Origin of the sequence: Microbacterium sp. RU1D (assembly GCF_900156435.1) — a bacterium.
In the GTDB taxonomy this organism is placed as follows: domain Bacteria; phylum Actinomycetota; class Actinomycetes; order Actinomycetales; family Microbacteriaceae; genus Microbacterium.
Map to the genome: position 1 here is coordinate 1 of NZ_FTPQ01000004.1, position 23,139 is coordinate 23,139.

Genomic DNA, 23,139 nt, shown 5'->3' on the forward strand with positions numbered 1-23,139 from the left:
AACAACCCCTTCAACCGATGGTGGATCGTCTCGGCCCTGTTCGTCGTCGCGGTCGCGGTAGCGATCGTTCTCGTCCTCGTCCTGGGACGTGGGGGGCAGAACGACGCCGCGCAGCCCGGCGCCGAGCCGTCTGACACGTCGGGCGCCTCTCAGCCGAGCACGACGAGCGCGCCCCCCACCAGCGGCGGCGCGTGCGACGTGAACACCGCCGATCAGGACATTCCCACCGCGGGCCCCCCGGCCGAATGGGAATCGGAGCGGTACTTCTTCTACCCCACAAGCACCGAATACGGGCCCGTCGTCTCAGACGGGCCCTGGGGCTGCTTCGCACCCTCGCCGACCGGCGCGCTCTTCGCCGCCGCAAATGCTGTGGCCGGGATCGCTCGAGAGAACTTCGGAGAAGTCGTGACGGCGAACGCCGTCGACAACGGCGGCGGCGAGCAGTACATCGCCAACACGCGCGGGCAGACCCGCGACCAGATTGCTGGCCGGGTGGCGCAGATCCGCGGCTTCACCTTCACCGCCGTGCAGCCCGAAAGGGTCACGGTCCAACTCATCCTCGGTCAGAACGACACCGAAGCGTCGTTCACCGTCAGCATGGCGTGGGATGAGCAACAGACGACGTGGTTGGTCGACTACGCCGCCTCGAGCTTCACCCCGACCGAGTACACCGGGGCGCGTTACACCCCGTGGTCGGCCAATGAATAACGGAGGCTTGGAAGACTGCGGGCCGCTGGATATTGGCTGTGGCATCGGCAACGTCGTCAAGGGCGGTATTGAGGAGTTCGTCCGCTCTCTCGCGGACGGCGCCGTGCAGTTCCTGGGGTGGCTGACGAGCTTCTGGATCAACATCCCCTCCCCGGATGTGCAGTCCGACGCAATCGGACAGATCACCAGTGGCCTGCACTTCTACACGATCGTCCTCGCGATCGTCGGCCTACTCGTGACCCTCATCCGCATGATCTTCTCGAACTCGTTCCGAGACGGCATTCCCGCGGTGAAGATGATCGTGAACCTCATCGTGGTGACCGGCGTGTACGCCGCTGCCACCACGGCGCTGATCCTTGCCGGGGACTCTTTTGCCCCCTGGATCATCGAGCGGGCCACCGGTACCCAGGATCTCGACCTCACGCAGCTGCTCACGACACAGGCGATCATGACGGCCGGCGTCGGCCCTGGTGTCCTCCTGGGCATTGTGGCTCTGCTGGGCAGTTTGATGAACGTCATCCTGATGATCCTGCGCGGCGTGCTCGTCACGTTGGTGTTCGCGTTCCTGCCTGCTCTGGCCGCGGCATCCGCCACGGAGGCGGGAAACCAGGCTTTCAAGAAGACTCAGGGGTATCTTCTGGCGCTGATTCTGTTCAAGCCGGTTGCCGCTGTGATCTACGCTCTCGGGCTGCTCCTGATTCGCACGCCGCCGTCGTTCACGACGACGGATGAATTGGGCGCGTCGCTCTATCACGTGTCGGTGGGCGTGATGACGCTGCTGATCGCGGGGCTGGCGCTGCCAGCCATCATCAAGTTCATCGCCCCGGTGGCCGCTGGCGGTGTCTCGTCGGCGTTCTCGGGTGCCGGACTCGCCGCGGGCGGTGTGGCCGCGGGCGCCGCGGTCGTCTCTCTGGGCGCTGGCGCCGCCGCGGGTGGCGCTCTTGCGGCGAAGGGTGCCGCAACGACGGCATCGACCGCGGGTAACGCCGCGGCCGCTACCGGGCAGGGAGCGAGAGCCGTCGCCAGCACCGCCGCCAATAACAGCGGCGGGGGTGGGGGCGGCGCAGCTGTCGCCACGGCACCGCGCACGGGCGGCGGCGAGACCGCTGCGCCCTCGAGCAGCGGCGGCGGCTCTCCGAGCACGCAGAACGGCCGCGGCGCCTCTGCTGCGCCTTCGAGCTCAGGGGGCGCGGGCGGCGGTGCGCAAACTTCTGCCGCGCCGACGCGCGGCGCCGCGGCGGGCGGCGCACAGTCCGCGGCACCCACCACGCGCCGCCGAGACAACACGGGACGTGTTGCCGATCTGACCGCGGGCGGGGCCCGCACCATCAACCGCACCGTTGACGACGCCGCGGAGGAGAAGTGATGTCTGAGAACGCCAGCGTGACCTACGGAAACATCGTCAAGCCCGGGCGCCTGGGCATCTTGGGCCTGCCGATGGGGGTCTCGCTCGCGCTAATCCCCGTCGTGATCCTCATGGTGCTGCTCCTGGTGACCGGAAACATTCTGGGTGCGCTGCTCGTCGTCGCTGTCGGCGCGACCGCTGCGGGCCTCATGCTGTGGCGCGGACGCGCTGACGGCCGAAACATCTACGAAAGGGGCGTGCTCATGTTCGCGCACCGCCGCAAAGTGAAGAAGGGCAACAACCTCTACCTCGCCGGCCCTGCGGGTCGCGTCCCGGACGGCAAGATGCGCGTCCCGGGCCTGCTCGCTGCGAGCGAGCTCTCCGAGCACACCGACGCATACGGCAACCCTTTCGGCCTGATCCGCGTGCGCGCAACGAAGCACTACACCGTGGTGCTCGAGGCGTTCCCGGACGGTGACCAGCTGGTCGATCAGAAAGTCATCGATTCTCAGGTCGGGCACTGGGGTGCATGGATGGCACAGCTGGGCGTGGACGGCGGCATCGTCGGCGCCAGCGTCACAGTCGAAACGGCGCCTGACTCAGGCCTGCGCCTCGAGCGGATGACGCGCGGGAACCTCAGCGACAACGCCTCGGCATTCTCCGCCGCCGTCATCGACGAATTGCCCGAGCACTACAACTCGGGCTCACCCTCCGTGACCACGCGCATCGCGGTGACCTTCTCCGGGAAGGGACTCGACAAGGACGCCAGCGACCGCGGCATCTCGGTCATGGTCGAAGAGATCGCCAACCGGCTGCCGAGCCTGATCGGCAATCTGTACTCGACGGGCGCAGGAACGTCTGTGCGCGCGTGTACCGCGCAGGACATCATCGACTTCACCCGCACCAGCTACGACCCCACCGTGGCATCCCTCATCGAGGAAGCGCGCGCGGAGGGCGGGACGGGCCTGTCCTGGCCCGATGCGGGTCCGGTCTTCCACAACGACCAGCTGGACCGGTACTTCCACGATCGGGCCGTGTCGAAGACGTGGGAGATGTTCGAGGGCCCGCGCGGGCAGTTCTACTCGACCGCTCTGCGACGCATCATGGAACCGACCCCGAACGTCCTCCGTAAGCGCGTGACGATCCTCTACCGGCCGATCCCGTCGTCCGAGAGCGCGTCGCTGGTGGAGAGCGACATCAACAACGCCGCGTTCGCGGGCTCGCAGAAGCAGCGCATCAGCGCCCGCCAGGAGCAGCGTCTCGCCTACGCGAAGAAGGCCGCACAGGAAGAGGCACAGGGCGCCGGCCTGGTGCGTTTCGGCATGATCATCACGGCGACCACGGCGACGTCGGATGACTTCCCGCGCCTGGACAAGATCATTCCGTCGATGGCCAACGCGGCGCGTCTGCGCATCCGCCCCGCGCTCGGCAATCAAGCGGTCGCCTTCCAGGCGGGGCTCCCGTTGGGGGTCGTTCTCGCCGAACACTCGCTGCTCGACGACAAGATGCGGGCGTGGCTGTGATGGCCCGCCGCGACAACCGGCGTCCCTACTCGGACGACGATCTTTCCCTCACGCTGTCTCCGAAGAAGGCCCGCCAGACGCGGCGGGATGCCAAGCGCCTGTCCACGGCACAGCCGAAATCCTCGGGCGCCCTGGACCGGCTGCAGGAGTTCTTCAACAGCGCAGCGGCAGGCCGCGCAGACGCGGCGATCCGTCCCGGACGCCGCGGATGGGCCGGACGCGGCACCGGCCGCGTCAACTACATCGAAACACCCGTGGAGTACCAGGGCACGACGGTGCAAGTGTGCGGCCTCTGGCCCTTCATCGCCGGTTCCGGAAGCCCCGTGGTCGGCGCCCCGCTGGGGCGGCACTTGACCACCGGCTCCGTCGTGTGCGCGGACCCGATCAGCTGGTTCCTGGCGAACCTGATCGGCAACCCCAGCGCCTTCGTCATCGGACGCCCGGGCCTGGGTAAGTCCAGCCTCGTTCGTCACATCCTCGCGATCCTCGAGGGGTGGGGCATCGTCCCCATGGTCCTCTCGGACACCAAACCCGACTACGCCGACCTCATGGCCGCAATGGACGGGCAGGTCATCCGCCTCGGCCGCGGTGTCGGCGCGCTCAACGTGCTCGACCTCGGCCCACTCATGGGCCAGCTCGAGCAGATTCCCGACGAGGAGCACCGCCGACAAGCGCTCGAAGAGATGCGCGGGCGCCGGCTGACGCAGGTCATCGGCCTGGTGGCCCTGGTGAACAACCGGCCCCTGGAGTCCTTCGAACGCTCGATTCTCTCGGAAGCGCTGCGCATCCTTGACGAGCGATCCGAGCGCACTCCGGTCATCGGCGACGTCACCAACCTGGTGCGCAACCGCGAACCCCGCCTCGCCGCCCTCGCCATCGACCGCGACGACGTGAACCGGTATCACGAGCGCGTGCAGAGCCTCGTCGACGGGCTCACCGCCCTCGGTCCGAACGGTCCCTTCGGCGACATGTTCGCGCGTGAGACAACCGAGCACATCGAGGTTGGACGGCCGATGGTCTTCGACGTGTCGACCATTGACGAGGCCGATCACCAGATGCACGCGGCCGTTCAGACCGTGTGCTGGAACTACGGCTCCGCGGTGGTGTCGGCTGACAAGCACCTGGCGGAGGCGGGCCTGAAAGAGCAGCGCCACTACTTCCTCGTCATGGACGAGTTGTGGCGGATGCTGCGCGCCTCCGACGTCATGGTCTACTTCCTCGACTCGCTCACGCGCCTGAACCGTCAGCGCGGCATCGGACAGGTGATGATCACCCACACGATGAACGACCTCGAGCTGAGCTCCGAGCACCTCAGCAAGATCGCATCCGGCTTCGTCGAACGATCCGGCATGGTCTTCCTCGGCGGCCTCGCAGACGCCGAGATGGGCAATCTGAAGAAGGTCTTCGCCATGTCTCAGACGGAGACCACGATGATCTCGGACTGGTCCGCAGAAAGCGCGGTGAACCCCGAAACCGGCCGCTCCGCGGCCCCTCCCGGGCGCGGCAACTTCCTGCTGAAGCTCGGCAAGAAGCCCGGTATCCCCTTCACCGTGGTGCTGACCCCGACCGAGCTCGAGGTGAACAACACCAACCGCGCCTGGCAACAGGCACAGGCGCGCGCCGAGGGCACCGCGGCTATGGGCCTCGATCCCGTCGACGAGTACGACGCGGTGGACGCATGAGCAGGCAGGCAAACCGCCGCGCTCAGCCCGCCGGCAACGACCTCGGCTGGATCATCCTCGGCGGCGTCCTCATGCTCGGACTCGTCGGCCTCGCCGTGGTCTGGGTCGGCGCGCAGCTGAACCCCGCGATTCAGAACTTGCCCGACCGCGGCATCGGCACAGTGCTGACCGCCATGCTTCGCGGGACGCTTCCTCCCACGGCCCTTCAGATCGGCACGACGATCGTGATGGCCGTGGTCGTGGTCGGCCTCGCCAGCATCCTCGGCTGGGCGATCTGGAAGCAGTGGAACCAGCGCTCCCGCGTGGACCACAAGGCATCCTCGATGGGGCAGACGCGCGACGTCGCCGACCTTCTCGAACCGGCGGCACGCGCCGATAGCGCCCGACTCGGCGCCGAGAAAGCCGGCCCCGGCGTCACCTTGGCCAGCCACATTCCCAGCGGCAAGCGTCTCTATGCGTCGTGGGAGTGGGTGCAGCTGTGGATCATGGGACCCCGCGCCGGTAAAACGTCGTGCGTCTGTGTCCCGCAGATTCTCGAGACCCGGGGCCCGGTCCTGGCCACCTCCAACAAGCGCGACATCGTGGATCTCTCCCGCGGCCCCCGCTCGGAGAACGGTGTCGTCTGGGTGCACGACGTGCAGCACATCATCGGGGAGGAACCCACCTGGTGGTGGGACCCGCTGTCGTTCGTGCACGACATGGAGACCGCGGAAAAAATGGCGGACGTGTTCATCACGTCCGCCACCGCGGCCGGGTCAAAGCAAGACGCCTACTTCGAGTCGGCGGGACGCGAGACGCTATCCCGCCTCATGCTCGCCGCGGCCCTCGGGGGCCTGTCGGTGCGCAACGTGTTCGCCTGGGCCAACGACCCGGACTCTCGTCCGGGAGCCCCTGACGACCCCGCACAAATTCTCTCCGAGAACGGTCAGACAGAGCAGGGCCGTGCGCTTCGGCAGACGCAGAACCTCACGGAGAAGCAGCGCGACGGCGTGTACGGCACGCTGCGCCCCTGGATCAGCGTGCTGGGCAACACCAAAGTGCTGCCCTGGATCACCGACGAGACGCGATCGCGGCCGCACTTTGATCCCGATGCGTTCGTACGCTCCACGGACACCATCTACCTGATCTCCAAGGAGGGTGGCGGCTCCGCTCGAGCGATCACCGGCGCCCTCACCATGGCGATTCTCATGGCCGCGGAGCGGTACGGCTCCACGCAAGCCGGGGGCCGGCTACCGACCCCGCTGATGGCCGTGCTCGACGAAGCCGCGAACGTGTGCCGTTGGCGCGAGCTCCCCGATGTCTACTCGCACTACGGCTCACGCGGCATCATCATGTCGGCGTTCTTCCAGTCCTGGGCGCAGGGAGTTGAAGCGTTCGGGGAGACCGGGATGAGCAAGCTCTGGTCCGCGGCCAACATCCGTGTCGCGGGCGCCGGCCTCGCCGAAGACAAGCTCCTGCCGTTCCTTGCCAGCCTTATCGGTGACCACGACGTCGTGAAGCGGTCCTCGTCGTCGCAGTCGAAGGGACGGAGCGTGACGACGAGCCTGCAGCGAGAGCGCATTCTCGACACCGCCGATCTCACGGCGATGCCGCGCGGCCGCGCGGTACTCCTGGCATCCGGGGCCCCGGCGACGCTGATTAAGCTGAACCACTTTTCCAAGCGGCCCTACGCCCAGGCCGTCAACGACAGCCGCGAGTACTACGAAGCTCGCGCCGTCGCCTCCTCGAGCAAGGACGTGGCCTGATGGACGCCATCGAACCAGACGACGACGACATCGAAGTCGTCGAGACGACCTACGCGAACGTCGCCGAGTTCGTCGAGCAGTTCCTGTTGCCGACCTACCGACGCAACCCCGCGAAGCACCGCTGGGACCCACGGTGGTGGGAGTACCAGGAAGTCGCCATGCGGCTCGAAGCGCTCTGGCGATCGTTCGAGTACCTCCGCCTCGAAGGGCCGACAGGCATGGCCGTCTTCTTCCGCGACTACCTCGACCCCACGATGCGCGAACTCACGTCCGAGAACGGACCGTTCTGGCGCCTCGACAAGCTCGGCAACGAGCGCACGGTCCCGGACGCCTGGCCGTCCGTCTCTCCCCCCGCCGGCATGTTCTAGAGGTCACTCAGACAAACCTCACTTCAGGGCTCTCGGGTTATCTCCAAGTCTGCCAGCATCAGTGATCGGCGAATGGTCGAGACAAGATCGTGCCCTTCAACATGCAGCTGCCATCCAGTTCGGGGCAACGAACCTGTTCGTATGGTGATGCGAATCTGCTCTCCGGCCTCCCAGCGGTCGAGATACTGGGTCGCCCCATAGATGGTCTCGACACGACCGGCTTCGGCATGGATTTCGCATCGGGCCTGATCTGCAGAGAAGCCCACGCGCCAGAGCGGGGTGCCGGTCAGACGCACAGTTACATCAAGATCCCACCCAGAAGGTTTCTGGTCCATCACCTCGATGTCGACTGCTAGCGACGTGTCGACCTCGGGACGCGCAAGAGCGACGCCCAGCATCTCTGCAGCGGTGCCGGGGAACCCTTGAACTCGAGTGGCTCGACGAGATTGATCTGCGTGGTCCCATTGCTCACCGTAGAGACGGCCAAGGCGCCCCCGGAACGATCGGTCGTCTGGGTAGGACCACTGCGGCTCAATGAGACCCACAGAGCGCGTCGAGTCTCGTTCGAGCCAGTTGCGAATCATGTGGTTGATGTGGTCGTCTCCGAAGCCGTAGCCAGCGATGACGAGATGGTCCGAACGCTCCAGAGCGTCAGCGGCGTGTTGCATCAGCTCGAGTGTCGGCCCTTCGGTGGCCAGTTTTTCTCGGTCGCCTACGACGACCCATGGCTGCTGGGCAATCTCGCCATGTAAGTCCTTCATGACGGGTACCTGGCGATGAGGGTCTATCTCCATTGCCCAGTCGAGCGAACCATGCACTTTATGTAGCCGCACAGGCGCATCGGGTGAATAGAAAACCCGCCGAGAAGGCCAATTCTCGATCCCACGATTTACCGCAAGCGACTTCTCGGCCATAGCGGTTTCGATTGTCAGGTCGTAGTTGAGGGTGATGACGTCCAGGCCTCCGGCCTGTCGCTTCGCCAGATCTGCAAGCGGGTGCAGGTAGGTCACCGGCTTCGACGGTAGGAGGAGTTTCCCGAGTGTGCGGGTGACCCATGTGTTCGCGTCCCTGTATGAACTGAGCCTTGTCGGCGTGCGCGCGAGATCCGCGATTGCGGCGACTGCGTAGGCGAGATTGAGGCCGTCGTTCGGCCGGCTCCCCCTTCGCGCGCGGAAGCGGTCATCGCTCGGCGCTGTCACCGCCGATAAAGCATCCGTCAGGCGGCGTGCACTGTTCTCATCTACTTGCAGCTGACCCGCTCGTAGAACGGGGTCCCTCCAGCTCTCTACGAAGGGCGCGGCCTCATGGTCTTCTCGCCGCCCAAGTAGACGTAGAGCCGAGATCAACGTCTCGATGTTCACAGCATCCAAGGCGTTCCCCCCGTCGCGCGATCGATAGCTGACCATGGCGCCGTAGACAAAGTTCAGCGCAACGAGCCAATCAGGTCGTCGCCCGGTTGAGGGCGTCTCACTTGTCAGACGCTGCAGCACACCCGCGGCTAGTTCAGACGTGAGAGGGAGACCGGCGTCGCGCGACGCCCCGGCCCCAAGAAGCACTGACACTCGGCGCATGGCAGACATATAGGAAGTATCGCCAATCGCCGGTGGAAGACGAGCGAATCGCAACCGCAGAGTGAGGACCGGCATTCTTGTGCTCGACAGCTCGCAGCCTTTGAGCGCGCTGCCTTTCTAGCCCTTCCCGCACCGCCCCGCTGCGGTCGGATGGTTGCCGGTTTTGCGCACGTAAGAAACCCCCGTCCAGGGAGAGCGAAGCTCATCGCGTAGCGACGCTCAGCACCCTGGACGGGGTTTCGTCGTGTGTGACGATCACACGATCCAATGGAAGCATTCTTCCCGCCTCAGCGGGAGATCTCTTGCACCTGTTCACGGCTCGCCGATCCTCCGCGCGCGGTACGTGCGCGGGGCGACCCGCGGCGTAGACCGCGGGCGACGGACTCGCCGGCCGGCTCGGGGAAGCTGCGGTCGACTGCCTCTTTCACCTCGAGCTGCTGGGCGCTGAGACCCTTCTCGCGCCCCGAGTCGTTGTCGAGACCGCGTGCCTCGGCCTGGTGGCCGCGCGCTTCGCCACGGTGGAACGCGGCCGCGTCCTCGCGTTCCTCGGCGCGTTCGTCCGCGGCCTCCGCGCGCTCGCGCGCCAGATCGGCGTCTGACTGGCGTTGCTCATCGTTGGCCTGTTCTTCGTCGTCGCGCTCGCGTGCGGCCTCTGAGCGGTCGTCTGCGGCCTGCGCGTCTGCACGGAGGGCTGCCAGGCGGTCGTCGACGGCGTTGAGCAGAGCGTTACGTCGTGCTTCCTCGTTTTCAGGGTGCGCGGCGCGGAGCTCGTCGACGTTCAGCCCGAACTGGTTGTTCGTGCGTTCGCGCACGATTTCGTAGATCTCTCGCGCCTTGGGGTCGTGGTTGTAGAGCGTGGCGCCGTATGTTGCGGCGTTGGCGACGCGCTCACCGTTGGCGTTGCGCCAGAATTCGTCCCGTTGGACGCGTTCGTAGATGGTTGCCGTGAGGCTGGCCTGGTCGCGCTGCTTCTGCATCACGTCGGCGCGTGCGGCCTCGTCGCGCGCTTGGGCGCGGCGGCGTAGTCCTTCGGCTGCCTGTCCTGCCCCCATTGCTGCGGCGCGGAGCACCCGGTCGAACTCGTTGCCGATGACGTCTTCCTCGTCCATGCTCGTGTCCTTTCTCGTGCTGTTATCCGCGGCCGCGATCGCGGTCGCTGTCGGGGGTGGTGGGCGGCACTGTAGGTCGCATGCTCGGAGCAGCCCCTGGGCGTCCAGGCTGAGTCGCCGAGGACGTGCCCGCCGTGCCGCCTGGGCGCTGGGCTTCCGCGCGTTCGATCACGGCGACCGCGGCGGTGACGGCGGCAGTGGTCTCCTGGGCGGCTGCGAGTCGGCCGCGGGCGCGCTCGGCTGCGGCGACGGCGTTGCCGACACGGGAAATCTGGCGTGCGACGGCGAGCCACCCTGCAGCGCTGTCGCGACCGACCGCGCGCGCCGCGAGTCGTGAGACGTAGGCGGCGTCGGCGCCGAGCTGCTTGCGCTCGATCCGCTGTCGCTCGGGCTGGTTGGGGTCGTACCGGCTGGCTTGGGAGGCCCGTGCCAGCACGTCCGATGCTTTGGCGATGGGGCCGTGACTGGTGGTCTCGAAGTACAGCGAGGCGCGGGCGAGCGCTCCCGATGCGTCGACGGCTGCGACCCGCGTAAAGCGGGCCGTGCGGTCGGGCACCACGATCTGCTGGGCAGATTCGTTTAGCTGCTGCACGACGTGCAGAGGCAGACGCTTCGCGCGCACCCCTGCGGGAACATCCGAGGCTCCAGCCCGCAGGTTCTGGTGCCGCTGCGCCCAGGCGGCCGCTGCCTGCGCCTCGGCGTCCGCGTCGCTTCCCCAGCGTTCCCGGAGTGAGCCGAGCCCGAGGTTGGTGTCCAGCTTGGACGCGGCGAACCACACGGGCTGGGGACGCTCGCCGTCCTTCACGGTCGGAACGAGAGCGGCGGAGTATCCGACGACGCGCGACGTGTCGCCTTTCGCGAAACGGGGGCGTACGAGCACGCGCGCGTCGCGCGCCTGTGCCACGAATTCGGCTTCGCTTCTGGAGGCCGTGGCCGCGCCGCGGAGGCGACGTCGGAGCTCGTCGCGCTGGGTCACGTCGTCACCCTCGCGTGCTGCGCGCTGGAGGTCGCCGGGCTTGTTGCCGCGCACCGTCTCGCGTTCCGCTTCGCGGGATTCCAGCACCTGGAGTCCGTACTTGTGCTCAAGCTTGTTGGCCGCCGCCTGCGCGCGGTGGTGGTCGTTGTGGATGCGCGCTTTGCTGCCGTCCTCGGCGACGAGGCTGACCGCAATGTGGATGTGGTCGTTGCCGTTCTTCGACAGCCCGTGGCGCACAGCTACCCAGCGGCAGGACTTACCGCCGTCGGGGTCGGTGAAGCCCATCTCGTTCACGAAGTCTGTCGCGATGGCGTTCCACTGGGCGTCGCTGAGCGGTCCCTCGGTGGGGTTCAGGCTGAGCGAGCAGTGCCAGACGTGCGCGTCCTTCTCGCCGACCTTGATCTTGCGCTGGTTAGCGTCGTCCCACTCGTATACGGGAGCGGTCACTTCAGTGCCGTAGAGGCGTCGAGGTTGGTCGAGGACGAGCGCAAGATCGAGCACCGTGTCAGAGCTCTGCAGGGACGCTCCGCGGGCGGCCTGCATCACGACGTCGTGTCCGGCCACGACGTGCTGGTCGCTGTGGTCGTTGGCGCGTCCGGGGCCGGCGAGGTACATCATCAGCCCCGCCATACGGTCACCGCGTGTGATGTTCGGCATCATCGCGCGACCACACTGTCGTTCATGTATGAATCGAGTGATCCGCAAACGCGATCAACGGCAGCGAGTGTGTGCTTCAGTTCGCCGTCGACGCCGTGGCCGGCGTTCACGGCACGCGCGATCTGGTTGACGTTGTTGGACACCGACGCCAGCAGGCGTCGGATGTGGAACAACTCAGTGAGCTCGTCCCGGCGCTGGACGGCGGTCTTGCCGTCACCGTCCGAAAGAGCAGCCTCCACCAGCAAACGCGCGACCGTGACACCCGCTTCTTTGGAACGCTTCACCAGCGCGAGCTCTTCCTCGGCAGACACCTTCACGCGGTGTTCCGCGACGCGCCCACCCTTGACGTTCGCGCGGCGGCGCCGGCTCTGAGCGGTACGCGCGTTGTCCGTCATCCGCTCGTCCTCTCGCCCAGTGCAACGACCCGTAAGAACACGGGACCACACTTCCAGTGTGCCGCATCCGGCCGCGCAGCGGAAGAAAAGGGGCCATTTAGGGGACCTAAATGTATAGCTTGCTCTCCCCCGTTTGCATTCCAGTACTACTTCCAGTCATCGAAGCAAGAAGAACTCACGGGTTGTTGTGCGCGTCCGTGGCTGACACACTCGATGTTGAGCGCGCGCTGCGCGCTGTCTCACATTCCCCCCGACAGAAGGACACGACATGGCTAACGTGATGAACCCCGATGAGGTGCTGCGTCGCGCACGCGACTTGCAGGAATCGCGCCTCGCGATGATCGACGACCTCGTTCGAACGAACGTCGAACTCGCCGACGCTCGCGAGCGTGTCGCCGCCGCCGAGAGCGATTACAGCCGCTCCTACGCCGCGGCCGTGAGCGCGGGTTGGACGAGCGGTGAGCTGAGCAAGATCGGCTTCGCCGAGGCAGCGAAGACCCCCCGTCCGCGGCGGCAGTCTCGTCGCCAGAGCACCACTTCGGAAGAGTCCACAACGGAATGAGTTGCGTATCCCCCTGACCACCTGTGGACGGCCTGAGCTACCTTCGGGCTCCACCCGCCCACAGGTGGACAGCGGGACCCTGGTCACGTCCACGGACCCACCACCCCGATGCCGGAAGGTATCACCCAGCTAGCCCCCGTCAAGGGCGCTTCGCGTCACTACGTGATGCGGCAGGCGCCGCACCCTTGACGGGGGCTAGCTGCGCAAAGAGCGGCAAGTATCGGGGAGCTGGGAGAGGAACGGATGCTCACAAACGACTAGCGCTCGAGATCTTCGCGCTCGATGACCGGAGCCGATGTGGACCGTCGATCGGACGCCGCTGATCCGCCTCGTGAGAGGTCCCGCGCGAGTGTGCGCGGGAATGCCGCGGCGAACGGCGACTTCGGCTCTGCGCTCGTCGACTCGGACGGCGCCGGCTGTTCCGGCGTGGCCTGTGCGTTGAGTTGTTCGGCGATGCTTTGCACGCGCTGGTGCGCGGCGGCGAGTTCGTCGGCGTGAGCGAACGGGGCACCCAGGCGGGAGTCGGCTTGTGCGATGACAGCGTGGGCGTTTGCAATCCGCCGTTCGTGTTCTGCGATGACGGTGGGGATGCTGTCGACACGGTTTCCGAGTTGCACCATCGTGCCGATGTTGTTGCGGAGCGCTTCTGCCGGATCGACGGTGACGCCGATGCCGGGGGCGTCTTCGAGGGTGAGCCTGAGCATGTTCTTTCCGCCCGTGGTGGCGTAGTACTGGCGCTCGGTGTGCGCGGTGATGACGTGCCCGCCGATGGAGCCGATGCGTTCGGGAACGGGGATGGCAGTGCCGTACTGGAGGCCGTATCGGTGGGCCCAAGCGCCGAGAGCTTCCACTGCTTCTGATCGGCTGGTGTAGGTCCGTTCGCCGAGCTCGATGCGGAACTTGTCGCCGCTGACATCGGTGGAGCGGGCGGCGGCTTCACGCAACTGGGCAACGATCTGCTGGCCGCTGTCGATCTCCTTCACGGCGCTGCTGCGGCGTGTGCTCAGGGACGATTGGGCGCGGTGGTGCGCGGTCTCCTGACGGCGGAGTTTTTGCAGCGCCTGGTCGGCTTGCGCCTTCTCCAGGATGAGCGGGTTACCGGATGCCAGGGCCTTCGCCTCCGACGCGCTCATCGCGGACTCGCCGATGTCCTCGATCTCGCGCGAGTCCAGCCGGCCCCGCATGATTTGGTTGATGAACTTCGCTTTCCGCTCGACCGTTTGGTACGAGTAGGCGTCGAAGCTGCGCTCGACGACGTACCGGTAGATCGCCACCTCGTCGTTCTGGTTGCCCTGGCGGATGCCGCGGCCGTCGCGCTGCTCGAGGTCGCTGGGACGCCACGGGCAGTCGACGTGGTGCATGGCCGTGATGCGGTCCTGGACGTTCGTTCCGACGCCCATCTTCCCGGTCGATCCGATCAGCACGGCGACGTGTCCGCTGCGGGCGGCGGCGAATAGCCGGCCTTTCTCGGCGTCGTTCTTCGCTTCGTGAATGAAGCGGATCGAGTCGGCCGGGAGGCCGCGTTCGGTGAGCTTGGTGCGTAGTTCGTCGTAGGCATTCCAGCGGCCTGCGGCGGGGGTGCTCTGGTCACAGAACACCAGCTGCAAGCCGCCCGTGATGGGCGAGGGTTCACGGGTGGTGCTGTCGGTGAAGATGAGATCACGTTCGCGTCGCCAGTGCTCGGCAACGCGGTCAGCAACGTAGTCCAGCTTGCCGAGCCCATCGGGCTCGACGCCGGGACGCACCAGGCGCATATCGAGGGCGGCGGCGCGGCCGTCGCCGGAGATTTTGAGCATGTTGTCTTCGGTGGGCGACACCTGCTTGGCGCGCACCCGCTCCGCGCGGTCGGCGATCTCTACGATGTACTCCTGCATGGCGGGAGACGGCGGGATGACGACGGTCGCGTGAGCGCGCTCACCGTCGCTGTCACGTGCCGCGATCGCGGGGGTGGGGAGGTTGAGGTCTTCCGCGGTCTTCACGTCGGCGAACACGTGCCACATGCGCAGCATCTCGGGGACGTTCTGGAATTTCGCGAATCGGGTCTTCACGCGGAAGTCCCCTGCGGGCCCCATCTCCAACTCGGTGACCTGTTCGCCGAACGTTGCCGCCCACCCGTCGAACGAGGTGATGCCCGCCTCTTCGAGCAGGTCCGGTCGGAGGTAGCGCTGCATCACGTAGGCCTCGGTGACCGAGTTGGCCAGCGGCGTTGCGGTCGCGGCGGTGACGACGCGATCGCCGTGTTGGCTGCGCAGATACTCCAGCTTCATGTGCAGGTCGGTGGCCTGCTTCGATCCGACCTTGCCCGCGTCTTGGATGTTCGACACGACCGTAAGGTTCTTGTACATGTGCATCTCGTCGACGACGACGTAATCGATTCCCGTGCTCTCGAACTCCAGACCGGGGTCGCGTGGGATATCGGCCTTTGCTCGGTACGCCTGCTCTGCTCGGAGGATGGCTTTCTCGATCTGCTTGATCGACTTGGCGTCCTCGCCCTGCGCGTCAGCGAGGGCGGCGCGAAGCTGGTCGGTCTGCGCCTGGATGTAGTCCGCTTCGAACTGAGGCGAGAGGGGAATCGTCTTGAACGCGCTCTGCGTCATCAACACGGCGTCCCAGTCGTTCGCCGCGGCGCGTGCGACGAAACGACGTCGTTTGTCCCCGGTGAGATCGGCGGTCGACGCCGCAAGGATCTTCGCCTGGGGGTACATCTGCAGCCACTCACGGGAGAACTGCTCGAGCATGTGGTTCGGGAGCACGACGACGGGCTTGTTCACCATGCCCATGCGCTTGAGCTCCATCGTGCCCATCACCATCTCGGCGGTCTTGCCCGCGCCGACCTGGTGGAACAGCCCCACCGCGGGTTCGGCGATCATGCGCGCGACCGCGCCGCGCTGGTGCGGGCGTGGCGTGAAGCTGCTCGCGAGCCCTGGCAGCGTGAGGTGGTCGCCGGCGGCGGAGTAGTCGCGGAGAACGAGGCTGTTGAAGCGGCGGTTGTACTCGTCGTGCAGGCGGGCCGCACGCTCGGGTTCTTCCCATACCCATTCCGCAAACCGTGCCTGTAGCGCCTGGCCTTTCTCCTGCGCGGCTTCCGTTTCCACGGCGTTCGGGATCTGGCGTTCCCGTCCCTCGGCGCCCTTGATCGTGTCGTGCACGATCAGGTTGCGCTGCTCCATGAGTGCTGCGGCGATGTCGGTAGCGGGGCGCCGATCGGTGCCCCACTCGTTGGTGGCGCGAATGCCCCACCGCTGCCCGCGCACGTCCCACTTGCCGGGAAGAGGGTTCTCCACGGTGACGCTGTTGTCCTGCAGGATGTCGCGCAGGAAGGCTTGGTGCGTAGGAGCGTCGATCCACACGGCGCCGAGACGGGGCTCGATTTCTTCCATGCCGATGGGTTCGGGCATCACCTCGCGAAGCGCGGTGACGTTCACCTCGAGAGCCAGGTTGGTTTCGGCGGCGGCGACGGCTTCTTCCAGCTTCGTGCGGACGTTCCCCGAAAGGTACTCGGGGGCCGGCACGATGCCACCGGTCGCGGGGTCGTCGTAGACGAGTGTGCCGAGCTGTTCGCGGGCGTCGGCTTCGTCGACGCCGAGCAGGTCGGCGATCACGGCGAGGTCTGCGCTGCCGGTGCGATCCAGGCTCAGGGCGAGTGCATCTTGAGCGTTCTCGGCGCCCTGCGCGATGTAACGCGGCGCCACCACACGTTCCGTGAGAAGCGTGGCGGGCACGGCGGTGCGGGTCTGTTCGTCGAAGCGCTCCAGCGCCAGCGTGAGCGCCGCGAACGGGTCATCTCTCATGAGACTGACCGCCTTCGGCATGACCCGCGCGAGGATCTCTTCTCCGGTCTCCGCGCCGACGCGGCCGGTGGAACGTTCGTTGAACCGGTTGATCGGGCCGTAGGAGTCGACGTAGGCGCGGTAGTCGGCGAGCAGCGCCTGACGCTGCGCCACCATCTCGTCGGTGTCCTCCGACTCGCGCGCCTCCCGTGTGACCAGGGCGCGAGCCTGGTCACGAAGCCCGAGCAGTGCTGAGAGTTCTCGCGCGTGGGTGCGGGGCACCTTCAGCTGCGTCAGCGCGCCGTCTGCGACGGTGGCGAACTCTCCCCCGCCTTGGTCGACGATGGTTCCGTCCCACAGCGCAGGATCGGCTGTGACACGCGTTTCCCGCTCGGCGAGAACGTCGGCGCTCGGCGCCGCCATGGTGAGCCCGCGTTCGATGCCGCTGGTCGTGATGTCGGTGAGGGCGGCGTCCAGCTGCGCGGCCGCGGTTGCGAGATCTCCGCGGACCTGCAGCGTGGTCGAGCCGTGGATGCCGGTTCCCACCTCGAGCGCGCCGAGGATGTGGTCTGGTCGGTTGTCGAAGTAGGAGTTGACGTAGATCTTCTCCCCGTCGATGAGCCGCGGGGTGACGCTCTCCCAGGTCGCGTCCGCGGGCTCGGCGCCGGGTTCGCGTCGACGAAGGATGAGGAGATCCGTGACGGCTTCGGTGCCGGCGGCGCGACGGTGTGCCCCAGTGGGCAGGCGCACCGCGCCCACCAGGTCGGCCATGTCGCTCATCTCGCGGCGGGCGGCGGGGTTCTGCGCGTCGAGCGTGAACCGGCTTGTCAGCACGGCGACGAGCCCGCCCGGGCGCGTAAGGGCGAGGGACTTGATGATGAAGTGGTTGTGCATCGAGTGCCCGCCACGGTTGTGCGTGGAGTCGTGCAGCGCGACGTCGGCGAACGGGACGTTGCCGATCGCGGCGTCGAACGATGCCCGCGGAAAGCGGGTGTCCGCGAACGACTCGGTGCGCACATCTGCGGCCGGATAGAGCCCGCGCGAGATGGAGGCGGTGAGCGGGTCAAGCTCGATACCGGTCATCTCGGCGCCCACCGGCGCCATGCCCATGAATGTCCCCGCGCCGCTACCCGGCTCGAGCACGCGCCCGCCCTCGAAGCCGAGGCGCTGCATCGCCGCCCACATGGCGTCGACGTAAGCGGGGTCGGTGTAGTGCGCGTTGATGGTCGTGCGGCGCGCGGCGGTGAGCTCCGCGTCCGTCAAGAGGCTCTGCAGCTGCTCCCGTTCACGCGCCCAGTCGTCGCGGCGTTCGTCGAACACCTCCGGGATGGCGCCCCAACTCGACCAGCGCGCGAGCGCGGCCTGTTCATCGGCGGTAGCCGGCCGCTGCTCTGCATCGAGCCGACGAAGGGTCTCGATGGCGGCGATGTTCGCCTGGAAGCGCGCCTTGACACCCGAGGGTGCCAGATCGTCCTGCGCGGCAGGACGGAAGCTCAGTACCCCTCGGGAACCTTCGCTTCCAGTTCCACGATCCGCGCCAACGTCTGCTGCATCTGCGCCAGACGTTCCTCGTACACCGCCGTCAGCAGCGCCGAGTCCGGGTCGCTCTGATCCTCCTGCAGGTACCGAATCTGCCGCTCGAGCTCCGCCCGATCGGGAAGCTCCCCCAGTTCCTGGGATGCCGCTTCCGTCTCGTCGTACTCCACCTGATCCGGCGTCAACCACACCAGATCGCTCAGCGCCCGCTCCTCCGCCTGCTTCCGGTAGGCGTTCAGCAGCGCCACCTGGTCCAGGTAGTCCGGGGACGGGCGATGCTGCCCCTCGAGAATCCGAGAGAGGGTCGTCACCCGATCCGCTACCTGCTCCCCCAGGCTCTCGAAGAACTCGTCCGGGTTCTCCAGCTGCGCCACTCTGCTGGGTGCGTACTTCGTCCAGTGCTCGCGTGCGAGCATCCCGTACCGGTTCATCGCGAACCTCCGTGTCCTCGTCGAAGTTGAAGTCCAGTTGCCCGTCGACGAGCTGCTGCTCGACGGGCGCGGGCGGCGCGTTCCGCGCCTGCTCGATGCTTTGGTCGGCCTGTTGCTCGGACAGCCCCCACAGGTCGAAGACGCCTTGCCCTTCGTGTGGCCGCTGCGCGCGACGACGTGGTGCCATCTCTGCCCCCCTCGATCAGCCGTGTGATCGAGGCTATCGACAGCCCTCCGGAAAGGCGCGGGGCCTGGCCCCTTGGGGAAGAGATCATGCGTCCGCGCTCACCTGTAGGCGCCCGCGCAGATGCTTGACGGCCTGGGACCCGTCGAATGACGCGATATCCAGCGCTTCGGGGTACTGGTCCCCCGGCATTGTGACGTAGGCGGTGAACACGGCAGGGGTGTCGCCGGGATTGAGCACGCGATTGGCGACGACGCCGTTGCCCTGGACAACCTCGTACTGAAAATCGTGCTCGAGGTGCCCCTTGTACTCGGTGCGGGCCCGGGTCATGCCCGTCCGCCTGTTCGACCAGAACGCGGTGTCGTAGGCCATGCGCGGGATCTCCCGCGGGCGGCTGCCCTCGTTCTGCATGTACACCGACACCGCCCACGTGCGGTCGATGACGCGGTCCTTGGACACCCGGGCATCGGTGAACTTCACCGTGAGGCCGTCGAGCTTGCCCGGTTCCGGGCTGCGATAGAGCACCTTCGGCACCCACACGCCCATGGTCGCCAGAGCACCCAGGAGAATGATCCCGCCGACGACGAGGCCGACGATCCTGAGCGTTTCCATCACTCCCCCACCCTCTGAGCGCTGCGCGCCTGATGGCGCGCCTGGGCTCGGTAGACGCCCGTGCGTGACGTGTTGAACATCTGCGCGATCTCCGCGACCGCGAGATCGCCCGCGGCCATGTGCTTGGCGATGTTCTCGTCCTGGCGTTCGGTCAGTTTCGGGCGCCGGCCTTTCAGCTTCGCGCGGACCTTTGGTCGCGCCATAGCCTCGCGCGTGCGCAAGCTGATCCACCCGCCTTCCGCCTCGGCGACGGCGGCGAGGATGGTGAAGAACAGCTTCGCCATCGGGTCCTTCGGATCGTATGGCGTGGTGCCGTTCTGGAAGATCACCCCGGCATCCGTCAGTCGGCGGATCACCTCGAGCGCTCCTTCGGTGTTCCGCGCGAGACGGTCGAGTGCGGGAACGACGAAGGTGTCGCCCTCGCGCACCGCGGCCAGGGCGTTGTCCAGCCCGGTCCGGGTCATTTTCGCGCCGCTAAAACCGACATCGCTGTAGATGCGGTCCTCTGGCACGCCGAGCTCGAGCAGCCGAGCCACTTGCCGCTCGGCGTCCTGCTCGATTGTCGAGACTCGCGCGTATCCCACCCTCATAAGCGGAGCGTACCGCATAGGTTACCCTTAACGGTATGGGCAACCGGACGCCTATGCGGTACGAGTGTCCCCCGCGGGATTTCGCGGAATCCGTGTCGCTGGGCCGCCGGCCCCTGCCGTACCGGATAGCGATCCCCATCCGGACACCATTCGCACCGGGGTTTCGCATCACATCTACCCGCCAATCCACGGGATCTTGCCGACGACCTCGGGGGTGGTGCGAAACCGATCGGTTTTGCACGCCCGGTGTTCATCGGTGAAAACCGATATGATCGGCGGGTGACGATGACACAAGATCTTGCAGCTGCCGTCTCCCTGTTCCACTCTCTTGCCGATCACAGTCGCCTGTCGATACTGCGTCGGCTGTCAGCCGGTGAAGCTCGGGTGAGGGACCTGACCGATGAGCTCGGCTTGGCGCAATCGACCGTGTCGGAGCACGTTGGATGCCTCCGCGAATGCGGGCTTGTCGTTGCCCGCAGTGAGGGCCGGCAGAACTTTTACTCTGTCTCCACTCCTGAGGTGATCGATGTTCTCGAAGCGGCCGAGCGCCTCCTCGCCGCGACGGGTTTCAAGGTCGATCTGTGCAAGACGTACGGGAGCGACGCCCGATGATCGGAACCATCGTGGCTGCCATCGGCCTGTTCGCGGCGACGAACATTGACGACATCGTCGTCCTCACCGTTCTGTTTCTCGCGTCCGCACGCGGAGCCCTCCCGGGATGGAAGGTCGTGGCCGGGCAGTACCTCGGCTTCATCGCCCTGGTCGCAATCAGCAGCCTCGCCGCCGCGGGCCTGACCATCGTCCCGGACGAATGGGTCGGGCTGCTGGGCCTGGTCCCACTTGCGATCGGTGTGTACGGGCTGATTCGTACGCTCCGACGTCGCGGCGACGATGACGACGACGACGAAAGCTCCATCAGCGCCGGGGGCCTGCTCGGAGTTGCCGGCATCACCATCGCAAACGGCGCCGACAACATCTCGCTGTACACCCCTGTGTTCCGCACCAACCCGGTTCCGGACACCATCGTCACCATCATCGTGTTCTTGGTCCTGGTCGCCGTGTGGTGCCTTGTCGCCCGCTTCGTAGGTACCAGCAAAGCCGTCACAGAAGCCCTCGAGAAGATCGAGCACTGGCTCGTGCCGGCCGTGTTCATCGGGCTGGGCCTGTACATCCTGATCGAGTCCGGCGTGATCGTTCGCCTCATCGAAGTCCTGTCGTGAGCAGATTCACACGCCTCCTCGCTGCCGCTGCTGCCGTAGTTGCCGCCTTCACGGTCGACCAACTCACCAAAGCGTGGGCCCTGTCCTACCTCGACGGAGGCCGTGATATCGACCTTGGACTGGGCGTATCCCTGCGCCTCGTGTTCAACCCTGGGGTCGCATTCGGTCTCGGCGGCGATGTAGGAGCGCCGCTTGTCGTCGGCGTTATGGTCCTTGTCGCCGCGCTGCTCACGTGGATCGTCATCCGAGTGCTGCGGAGGCAGAGCATGGGCGCTACTGCGCTGCTGGCTGCCGCCGCCGGCGGCGCGATCGGCAACCTGTGGGACCGCACCACACGCGCTGAAACCGGACCGCTCAGCGGAGAGGTCGTCGACTTCATCGCTGTCGACTGGTTCGCCATCTTCAACGTGGCTGACATCTTCACAACCCTCGGCCTGCTCGGGTGGGCAGCCTTGTATCTGCTCCGTCGAGACCACGCTCCCATCAGCGGGAGCACCGGTGACGGTTCCCAGCACCGCGGCTGATCTGGGAACGAGGAGGGCCCGCACGGGTATTCGTGCGGGCCCTTCGCGGGTGGCGGAGGGCGGTGCCCGCCGCGATGCGCGTTACTGCTGGTAGGGGATGAGGCTCAGGCCGCTGTCATCGACGACGAGGATGTCGCCGTTGTTGGTGATGGTGACGGCTTGGGCGGTGCCGTGGATCGTTCCGACTTCGAACCAGTTCTGCGCTCCCGCGGTTGTGGCCCAGATCCGTCCCTGGGTGCCGATACCGACCACGCGGTTGTGGTCCGGGGAGGCGCTGAGCCCGGCAAGAAGGGGAGCATCCGGCCACGCCTGAAATGTGGCAGCCCGATCGGTGCTGACCAGCAGACCGTCCGCGGTGGAGGCCATCACTCGCCCCGCTGCGTCAACGGCGAGCGACATGGCGTAGACGGGTGCCCCGGTGGGCTGCCAGGAGACACCGCCGTCTGTGCTGGTGAGCATTTCATTGGCGTCGGTGGCGACGCCGTAGAGCGTTCCGCGGGGGTCCGCGGCGAGGGCGTGAAAGTCTTTCTCGCCTGTGAATGCGGTGGGTTGCCAGCTCTGCCCGTTGTCGGAGCTTCGGATGATGCCCAGGTTGGGGGCTCCCAGCTCGGGCGGGGTGGTCCGACCGGGGTGGCCGGATGCCACGAGTGTGTCGTCAAGGACGGTCAGGCCCATCGCGTCGAAGTCCGTCTTCGCCAGGCGGGCGCCCAGCTCACCGTCACGGGTGACGGTGAAGATGCCCTCGTGGGTTCCGATGAGGAACCCATCGGTGGCGGGGTCATCAACGATGCCGTGCACGTGCGTGAGCGGCTGCTCGGGGTGGTCGTCACCTGTGAGGGACGGTGAACTGGCGCAGCCTGCGAGAGCAAGCGCGACCATGGGGACGAAGGCGGCCAAGGACAGGGCGCGGGTGCGGGAGCCCGGCGCGGTGAGGTTGGTGTGGTGGTGCTGCATGGGGGTGCGTTTCGTCTGATCCGGTGGTGGGGTGCGGTGGCTTTCCGCGCCCCACCACGGGTGATCAGAGAGTGGCCAGAAGCTCCTCCATGGTGGCGATCTCGGACGTTTGCGATTCGACGATCTGGTTGGCCAGGGCGACGGCGTCACTGTTTTGGCCGTTGCCGGTTTCTTCTTGCGCCATCTCGATCGCACCGCGGTGGTGCTCGATCATTTGCTGGAGGAACAGGCGGGCAGCGTCCGTACCGGTGGCCTGCTCGAGCGACTGCATGTCTTCTTCGCTCATCATGCCGCCGCCGTGGTCCATGCTGCCGGTGTCGGGGGCGCTGGCGCCCCAGTCCTCCAACCAGCCTTCCATCTGCGCGATTTCAGGTTCCTGGGCGGCCTTGATCTGCTCCGCCAGCGCGGTCACCCGCTCGTCGATGCCGTCTTTGGCCAGGAGGGTGTCGGACATCTCGATCGCTTGCGTGTGGTGCTCGATCATCATGGTGGCGAACATGACGTCCGCTTCGTTGGCGTCAGCAGATTGCGCGGGGGTAGCGCTGCTGCTGCTTCCGTGGTCCATTCCGGGCATGCTGCCGCCGGAGGTGGTTCCGCCGGAGCATCCGGCGAGGACGAGAAGGCTGGTGAGGGTGAGCGCGGCGGTCGCCGCGGCGCGGGTGTTCATGGTGGTGTTC

The 23,139-nt window shown here is 66.6% G+C and carries 18 protein-coding genes and 1 pseudogene; 10 read left to right on the plus strand and 9 right to left on the minus strand.

Annotation, left to right across the window (positions count from 1 at the left end; genetic code table 11):
• The 6 genes and pseudogenes from B0B15_RS16600 to B0B15_RS15385 all read left to right on the plus strand — a co-directional run.
• Nucleotides 1–708: pseudogene (locus B0B15_RS16600) on the plus strand (hypothetical protein); the annotation flags it as partial.
• Nucleotides 701–2,074, plus strand: coding sequence for a hypothetical protein (locus B0B15_RS15365; RefSeq protein WP_143733832.1), 1,374 nt, complete (start codon nt 701–703; stop codon nt 2,072–2,074). The pseudogene B0B15_RS16600 and the gene B0B15_RS15365, both read left to right, overlap by 8 nt.
• Nucleotides 2,074–3,576, plus strand: a complete 1,503-nt coding sequence (locus B0B15_RS15370; protein WP_076677802.1) for an SCO6880 family protein — start codon at nt 2,074–2,076, stop codon at nt 3,574–3,576. Before B0B15_RS15365 ends, B0B15_RS15370 begins: the two co-directional genes overlap by 1 nt.
• Nucleotides 3,576–5,258: a hypothetical protein gene (locus tag B0B15_RS15375; protein ID WP_076677804.1), complete on the plus strand. Its 1,683-nt coding sequence runs from the start codon at nt 3,576–3,578 to the stop codon at nt 5,256–5,258. Before B0B15_RS15370 ends, B0B15_RS15375 begins: the two co-directional genes overlap by 1 nt.
• Nucleotides 5,255–7,003, plus strand: a complete 1,749-nt coding sequence (locus B0B15_RS15380; protein ID WP_076677806.1) for a type IV secretory system conjugative DNA transfer family protein — start codon at nt 5,255–5,257, stop codon at nt 7,001–7,003. The genes B0B15_RS15375 and B0B15_RS15380 overlap by 4 nt, the downstream gene beginning before the upstream one ends.
• Entirely contained in the window at nt 7,003–7,371 is a 369-nt protein-coding gene (locus B0B15_RS15385; RefSeq protein WP_076677808.1) for a DUF4913 domain-containing protein, read from the plus strand. Before B0B15_RS15380 ends, B0B15_RS15385 begins: the two co-directional genes overlap by 1 nt.
• Before the next feature lie 23 nt (nt 7,372–7,394).
• Here B0B15_RS15385 and B0B15_RS16605 read toward each other — a convergent pair whose 3' ends face one another.
• The 4 genes from B0B15_RS16605 to mobC all read right to left on the minus strand — a co-directional run bounded on the left by B0B15_RS16605 (nt 7,395) and on the right by mobC (nt 12,079).
• Nucleotides 7,395–8,381 (minus strand): SIR2 family protein, encoded by a 987-nt coding sequence (locus tag B0B15_RS16605; protein WP_076677810.1) that lies wholly within the window; start codon nt 8,379–8,381, stop codon nt 7,395–7,397.
• An 848-nt stretch (nt 8,382–9,229) separates the two neighbouring features.
• Nucleotides 9,230–10,051, minus strand: a complete 822-nt coding sequence (locus B0B15_RS15395) for a hypothetical protein (protein WP_076677812.1) — start codon at nt 10,049–10,051, stop codon at nt 9,230–9,232.
• A gap of 22 nt (nt 10,052–10,073) precedes the next feature.
• A complete protein-coding gene (locus B0B15_RS15400) occupies nt 10,074–11,684 on the minus strand; it encodes a relaxase/mobilization nuclease domain-containing protein (protein WP_076677814.1) in 1,611 nt (536 codons plus the stop codon).
• Nucleotides 11,684–12,079: a plasmid mobilization protein gene (mobC, locus tag B0B15_RS15405; RefSeq protein WP_076677816.1), complete on the minus strand. Its 396-nt coding sequence runs from the start codon at nt 12,077–12,079 to the stop codon at nt 11,684–11,686. The genes B0B15_RS15400 and mobC overlap by 1 nt, the downstream gene beginning before the upstream one ends.
• Nucleotides 12,080–12,347: 268 nt before the next feature.
• Here mobC and B0B15_RS15410 point away from each other — a divergent pair, with 268 nt between their 5' ends.
• The gene (locus B0B15_RS15410; protein WP_143016386.1) at nt 12,348–12,641 is read left to right on the plus strand and encodes a hypothetical protein; all 294 of its coding nucleotides are present in this window, start codon (nt 12,348–12,350) and stop codon (nt 12,639–12,641) included.
• Nucleotides 12,642–12,898: 257 nt separating this feature from the next.
• Here B0B15_RS15410 and B0B15_RS15415 read toward each other — a convergent pair whose 3' ends face one another.
• From B0B15_RS15415 to B0B15_RS15430, 3 genes are all read right to left on the minus strand, one after another.
• Nucleotides 12,899–18,565, minus strand: a complete 5,667-nt coding sequence (locus tag B0B15_RS15415; protein ID WP_143733833.1) for a helicase — start codon at nt 18,563–18,565, stop codon at nt 12,899–12,901.
• Nucleotides 18,566–18,649: 84 nt separating this feature from the next.
• Nucleotides 18,650–19,174, minus strand: a complete 525-nt coding sequence (locus B0B15_RS15425; RefSeq protein ID WP_076677827.1) for a hypothetical protein — start codon at nt 19,172–19,174, stop codon at nt 18,650–18,652.
• Nucleotides 19,174–19,764, minus strand: coding sequence for a recombinase family protein (locus B0B15_RS15430; RefSeq protein WP_076677903.1), 591 nt, complete (start codon nt 19,762–19,764; stop codon nt 19,174–19,176). The genes B0B15_RS15425 and B0B15_RS15430 overlap by 1 nt, the downstream gene beginning before the upstream one ends.
• Before the next feature lie 285 nt (nt 19,765–20,049).
• Here B0B15_RS15430 and B0B15_RS15435 point away from each other — a divergent pair, with 285 nt between their 5' ends.
• Genes B0B15_RS15435 through B0B15_RS15445 form a run of 3 tightly spaced genes read left to right on the plus strand, consistent with a single transcriptional unit; the run spans nt 20,050 to nt 21,508 of the window.
• Complete coding sequence (locus B0B15_RS15435; RefSeq protein WP_058233674.1) at nt 20,050–20,376, plus strand: ArsR/SmtB family transcription factor; 327 nt, start codon at nt 20,050–20,052, stop codon at nt 20,374–20,376.
• Nucleotides 20,373–20,984 (plus strand): cadmium resistance transporter, encoded by a 612-nt coding sequence (locus tag B0B15_RS15440; protein ID WP_058233649.1) that lies wholly within the window; start codon nt 20,373–20,375, stop codon nt 20,982–20,984. Before B0B15_RS15435 ends, B0B15_RS15440 begins: the two co-directional genes overlap by 4 nt.
• Nucleotides 20,981–21,508: a signal peptidase II gene (locus tag B0B15_RS15445; RefSeq protein ID WP_058233650.1), complete on the plus strand. Its 528-nt coding sequence runs from the start codon at nt 20,981–20,983 to the stop codon at nt 21,506–21,508. Before B0B15_RS15440 ends, B0B15_RS15445 begins: the two co-directional genes overlap by 4 nt.
• A gap of 81 nt (nt 21,509–21,589) precedes the next feature.
• On the opposite strand, the gene B0B15_RS15450 is transcribed toward B0B15_RS15445, so the two are convergent.
• Entirely contained in the window at nt 21,590–22,462 is an 873-nt protein-coding gene (locus B0B15_RS15450) for a F510_1955 family glycosylhydrolase (RefSeq protein ID WP_256334330.1), read from the minus strand.
• Nucleotides 22,463–22,526: 64 nt separating this feature from the next.
• Nucleotides 22,527–23,129, minus strand: a complete 603-nt coding sequence (locus B0B15_RS15455) for a DUF305 domain-containing protein (RefSeq protein ID WP_058233676.1) — start codon at nt 23,127–23,129, stop codon at nt 22,527–22,529.
• Nucleotides 23,130–23,139 lie beyond the last annotated feature (10 nt).

What these genes read in the sequence shown, in the direction of transcription:
- B0B15_RS15410 (WP_143016386.1), top strand. Translation starts at nt 12,348, where the DNA reads ATGGCTAACGTGATGAACCCCGATGAGGTGCTGCGTCGCGCACGCGAC.
- B0B15_RS15425 (WP_076677827.1), bottom strand. Translation starts at nt 19,174, where the DNA reads ATGGAAACGCTCAGGATCGTCGGCCTCGTCGTCGGCGGGATCATTCTC.
- B0B15_RS15440 (WP_058233649.1), top strand. Translation starts at nt 20,373, where the DNA reads ATGATCGGAACCATCGTGGCTGCCATCGGCCTGTTCGCGGCGACGAAC.
- B0B15_RS15370 (WP_076677802.1), top strand. Translation starts at nt 2,074, where the DNA reads ATGTCTGAGAACGCCAGCGTGACCTACGGAAACATCGTCAAGCCCGGG.
- B0B15_RS15380 (WP_076677806.1), top strand. Translation starts at nt 5,255, where the DNA reads ATGAGCAGGCAGGCAAACCGCCGCGCTCAGCCCGCCGGCAACGACCTC.
- B0B15_RS15415 (WP_143733833.1), bottom strand. Translation starts at nt 18,565, where the DNA reads ATGGCACCACGTCGTCGCGCGCAGCGGCCACACGAAGGGCAAGGCGTC.
- B0B15_RS15365 (WP_143733832.1), top strand. Translation starts at nt 701, where the DNA reads ATGAATAACGGAGGCTTGGAAGACTGCGGGCCGCTGGATATTGGCTGT.
- B0B15_RS15435 (WP_058233674.1), top strand. Translation starts at nt 20,050, where the DNA reads ATGACACAAGATCTTGCAGCTGCCGTCTCCCTGTTCCACTCTCTTGCC.
- B0B15_RS15395 (WP_076677812.1), bottom strand. Translation starts at nt 10,051, where the DNA reads ATGGACGAGGAAGACGTCATCGGCAACGAGTTCGACCGGGTGCTCCGC.
- B0B15_RS15450 (WP_256334330.1), bottom strand. Translation starts at nt 22,462, where the DNA reads ATGCAGCACCACCACACCAACCTCACCGCGCCGGGCTCCCGCACCCGC.
- mobC (WP_076677816.1), bottom strand. Translation starts at nt 12,079, where the DNA reads ATGACGGACAACGCGCGTACCGCTCAGAGCCGGCGCCGCCGCGCGAAC.
- B0B15_RS15455 (WP_058233676.1), bottom strand. Translation starts at nt 23,129, where the DNA reads ATGAACACCCGCGCCGCGGCGACCGCCGCGCTCACCCTCACCAGCCTT.
- B0B15_RS15400 (WP_076677814.1), bottom strand. Translation starts at nt 11,684, where the DNA reads ATGCCGAACATCACACGCGGTGACCGTATGGCGGGGCTGATGATGTAC.
- B0B15_RS15375 (WP_076677804.1), top strand. Translation starts at nt 3,576, where the DNA reads ATGGCCCGCCGCGACAACCGGCGTCCCTACTCGGACGACGATCTTTCC.
- B0B15_RS15430 (WP_076677903.1), bottom strand. Translation starts at nt 19,764, where the DNA reads ATGAGGGTGGGATACGCGCGAGTCTCGACAATCGAGCAGGACGCCGAG.
- B0B15_RS15385 (WP_076677808.1), top strand. Translation starts at nt 7,003, where the DNA reads ATGGACGCCATCGAACCAGACGACGACGACATCGAAGTCGTCGAGACG.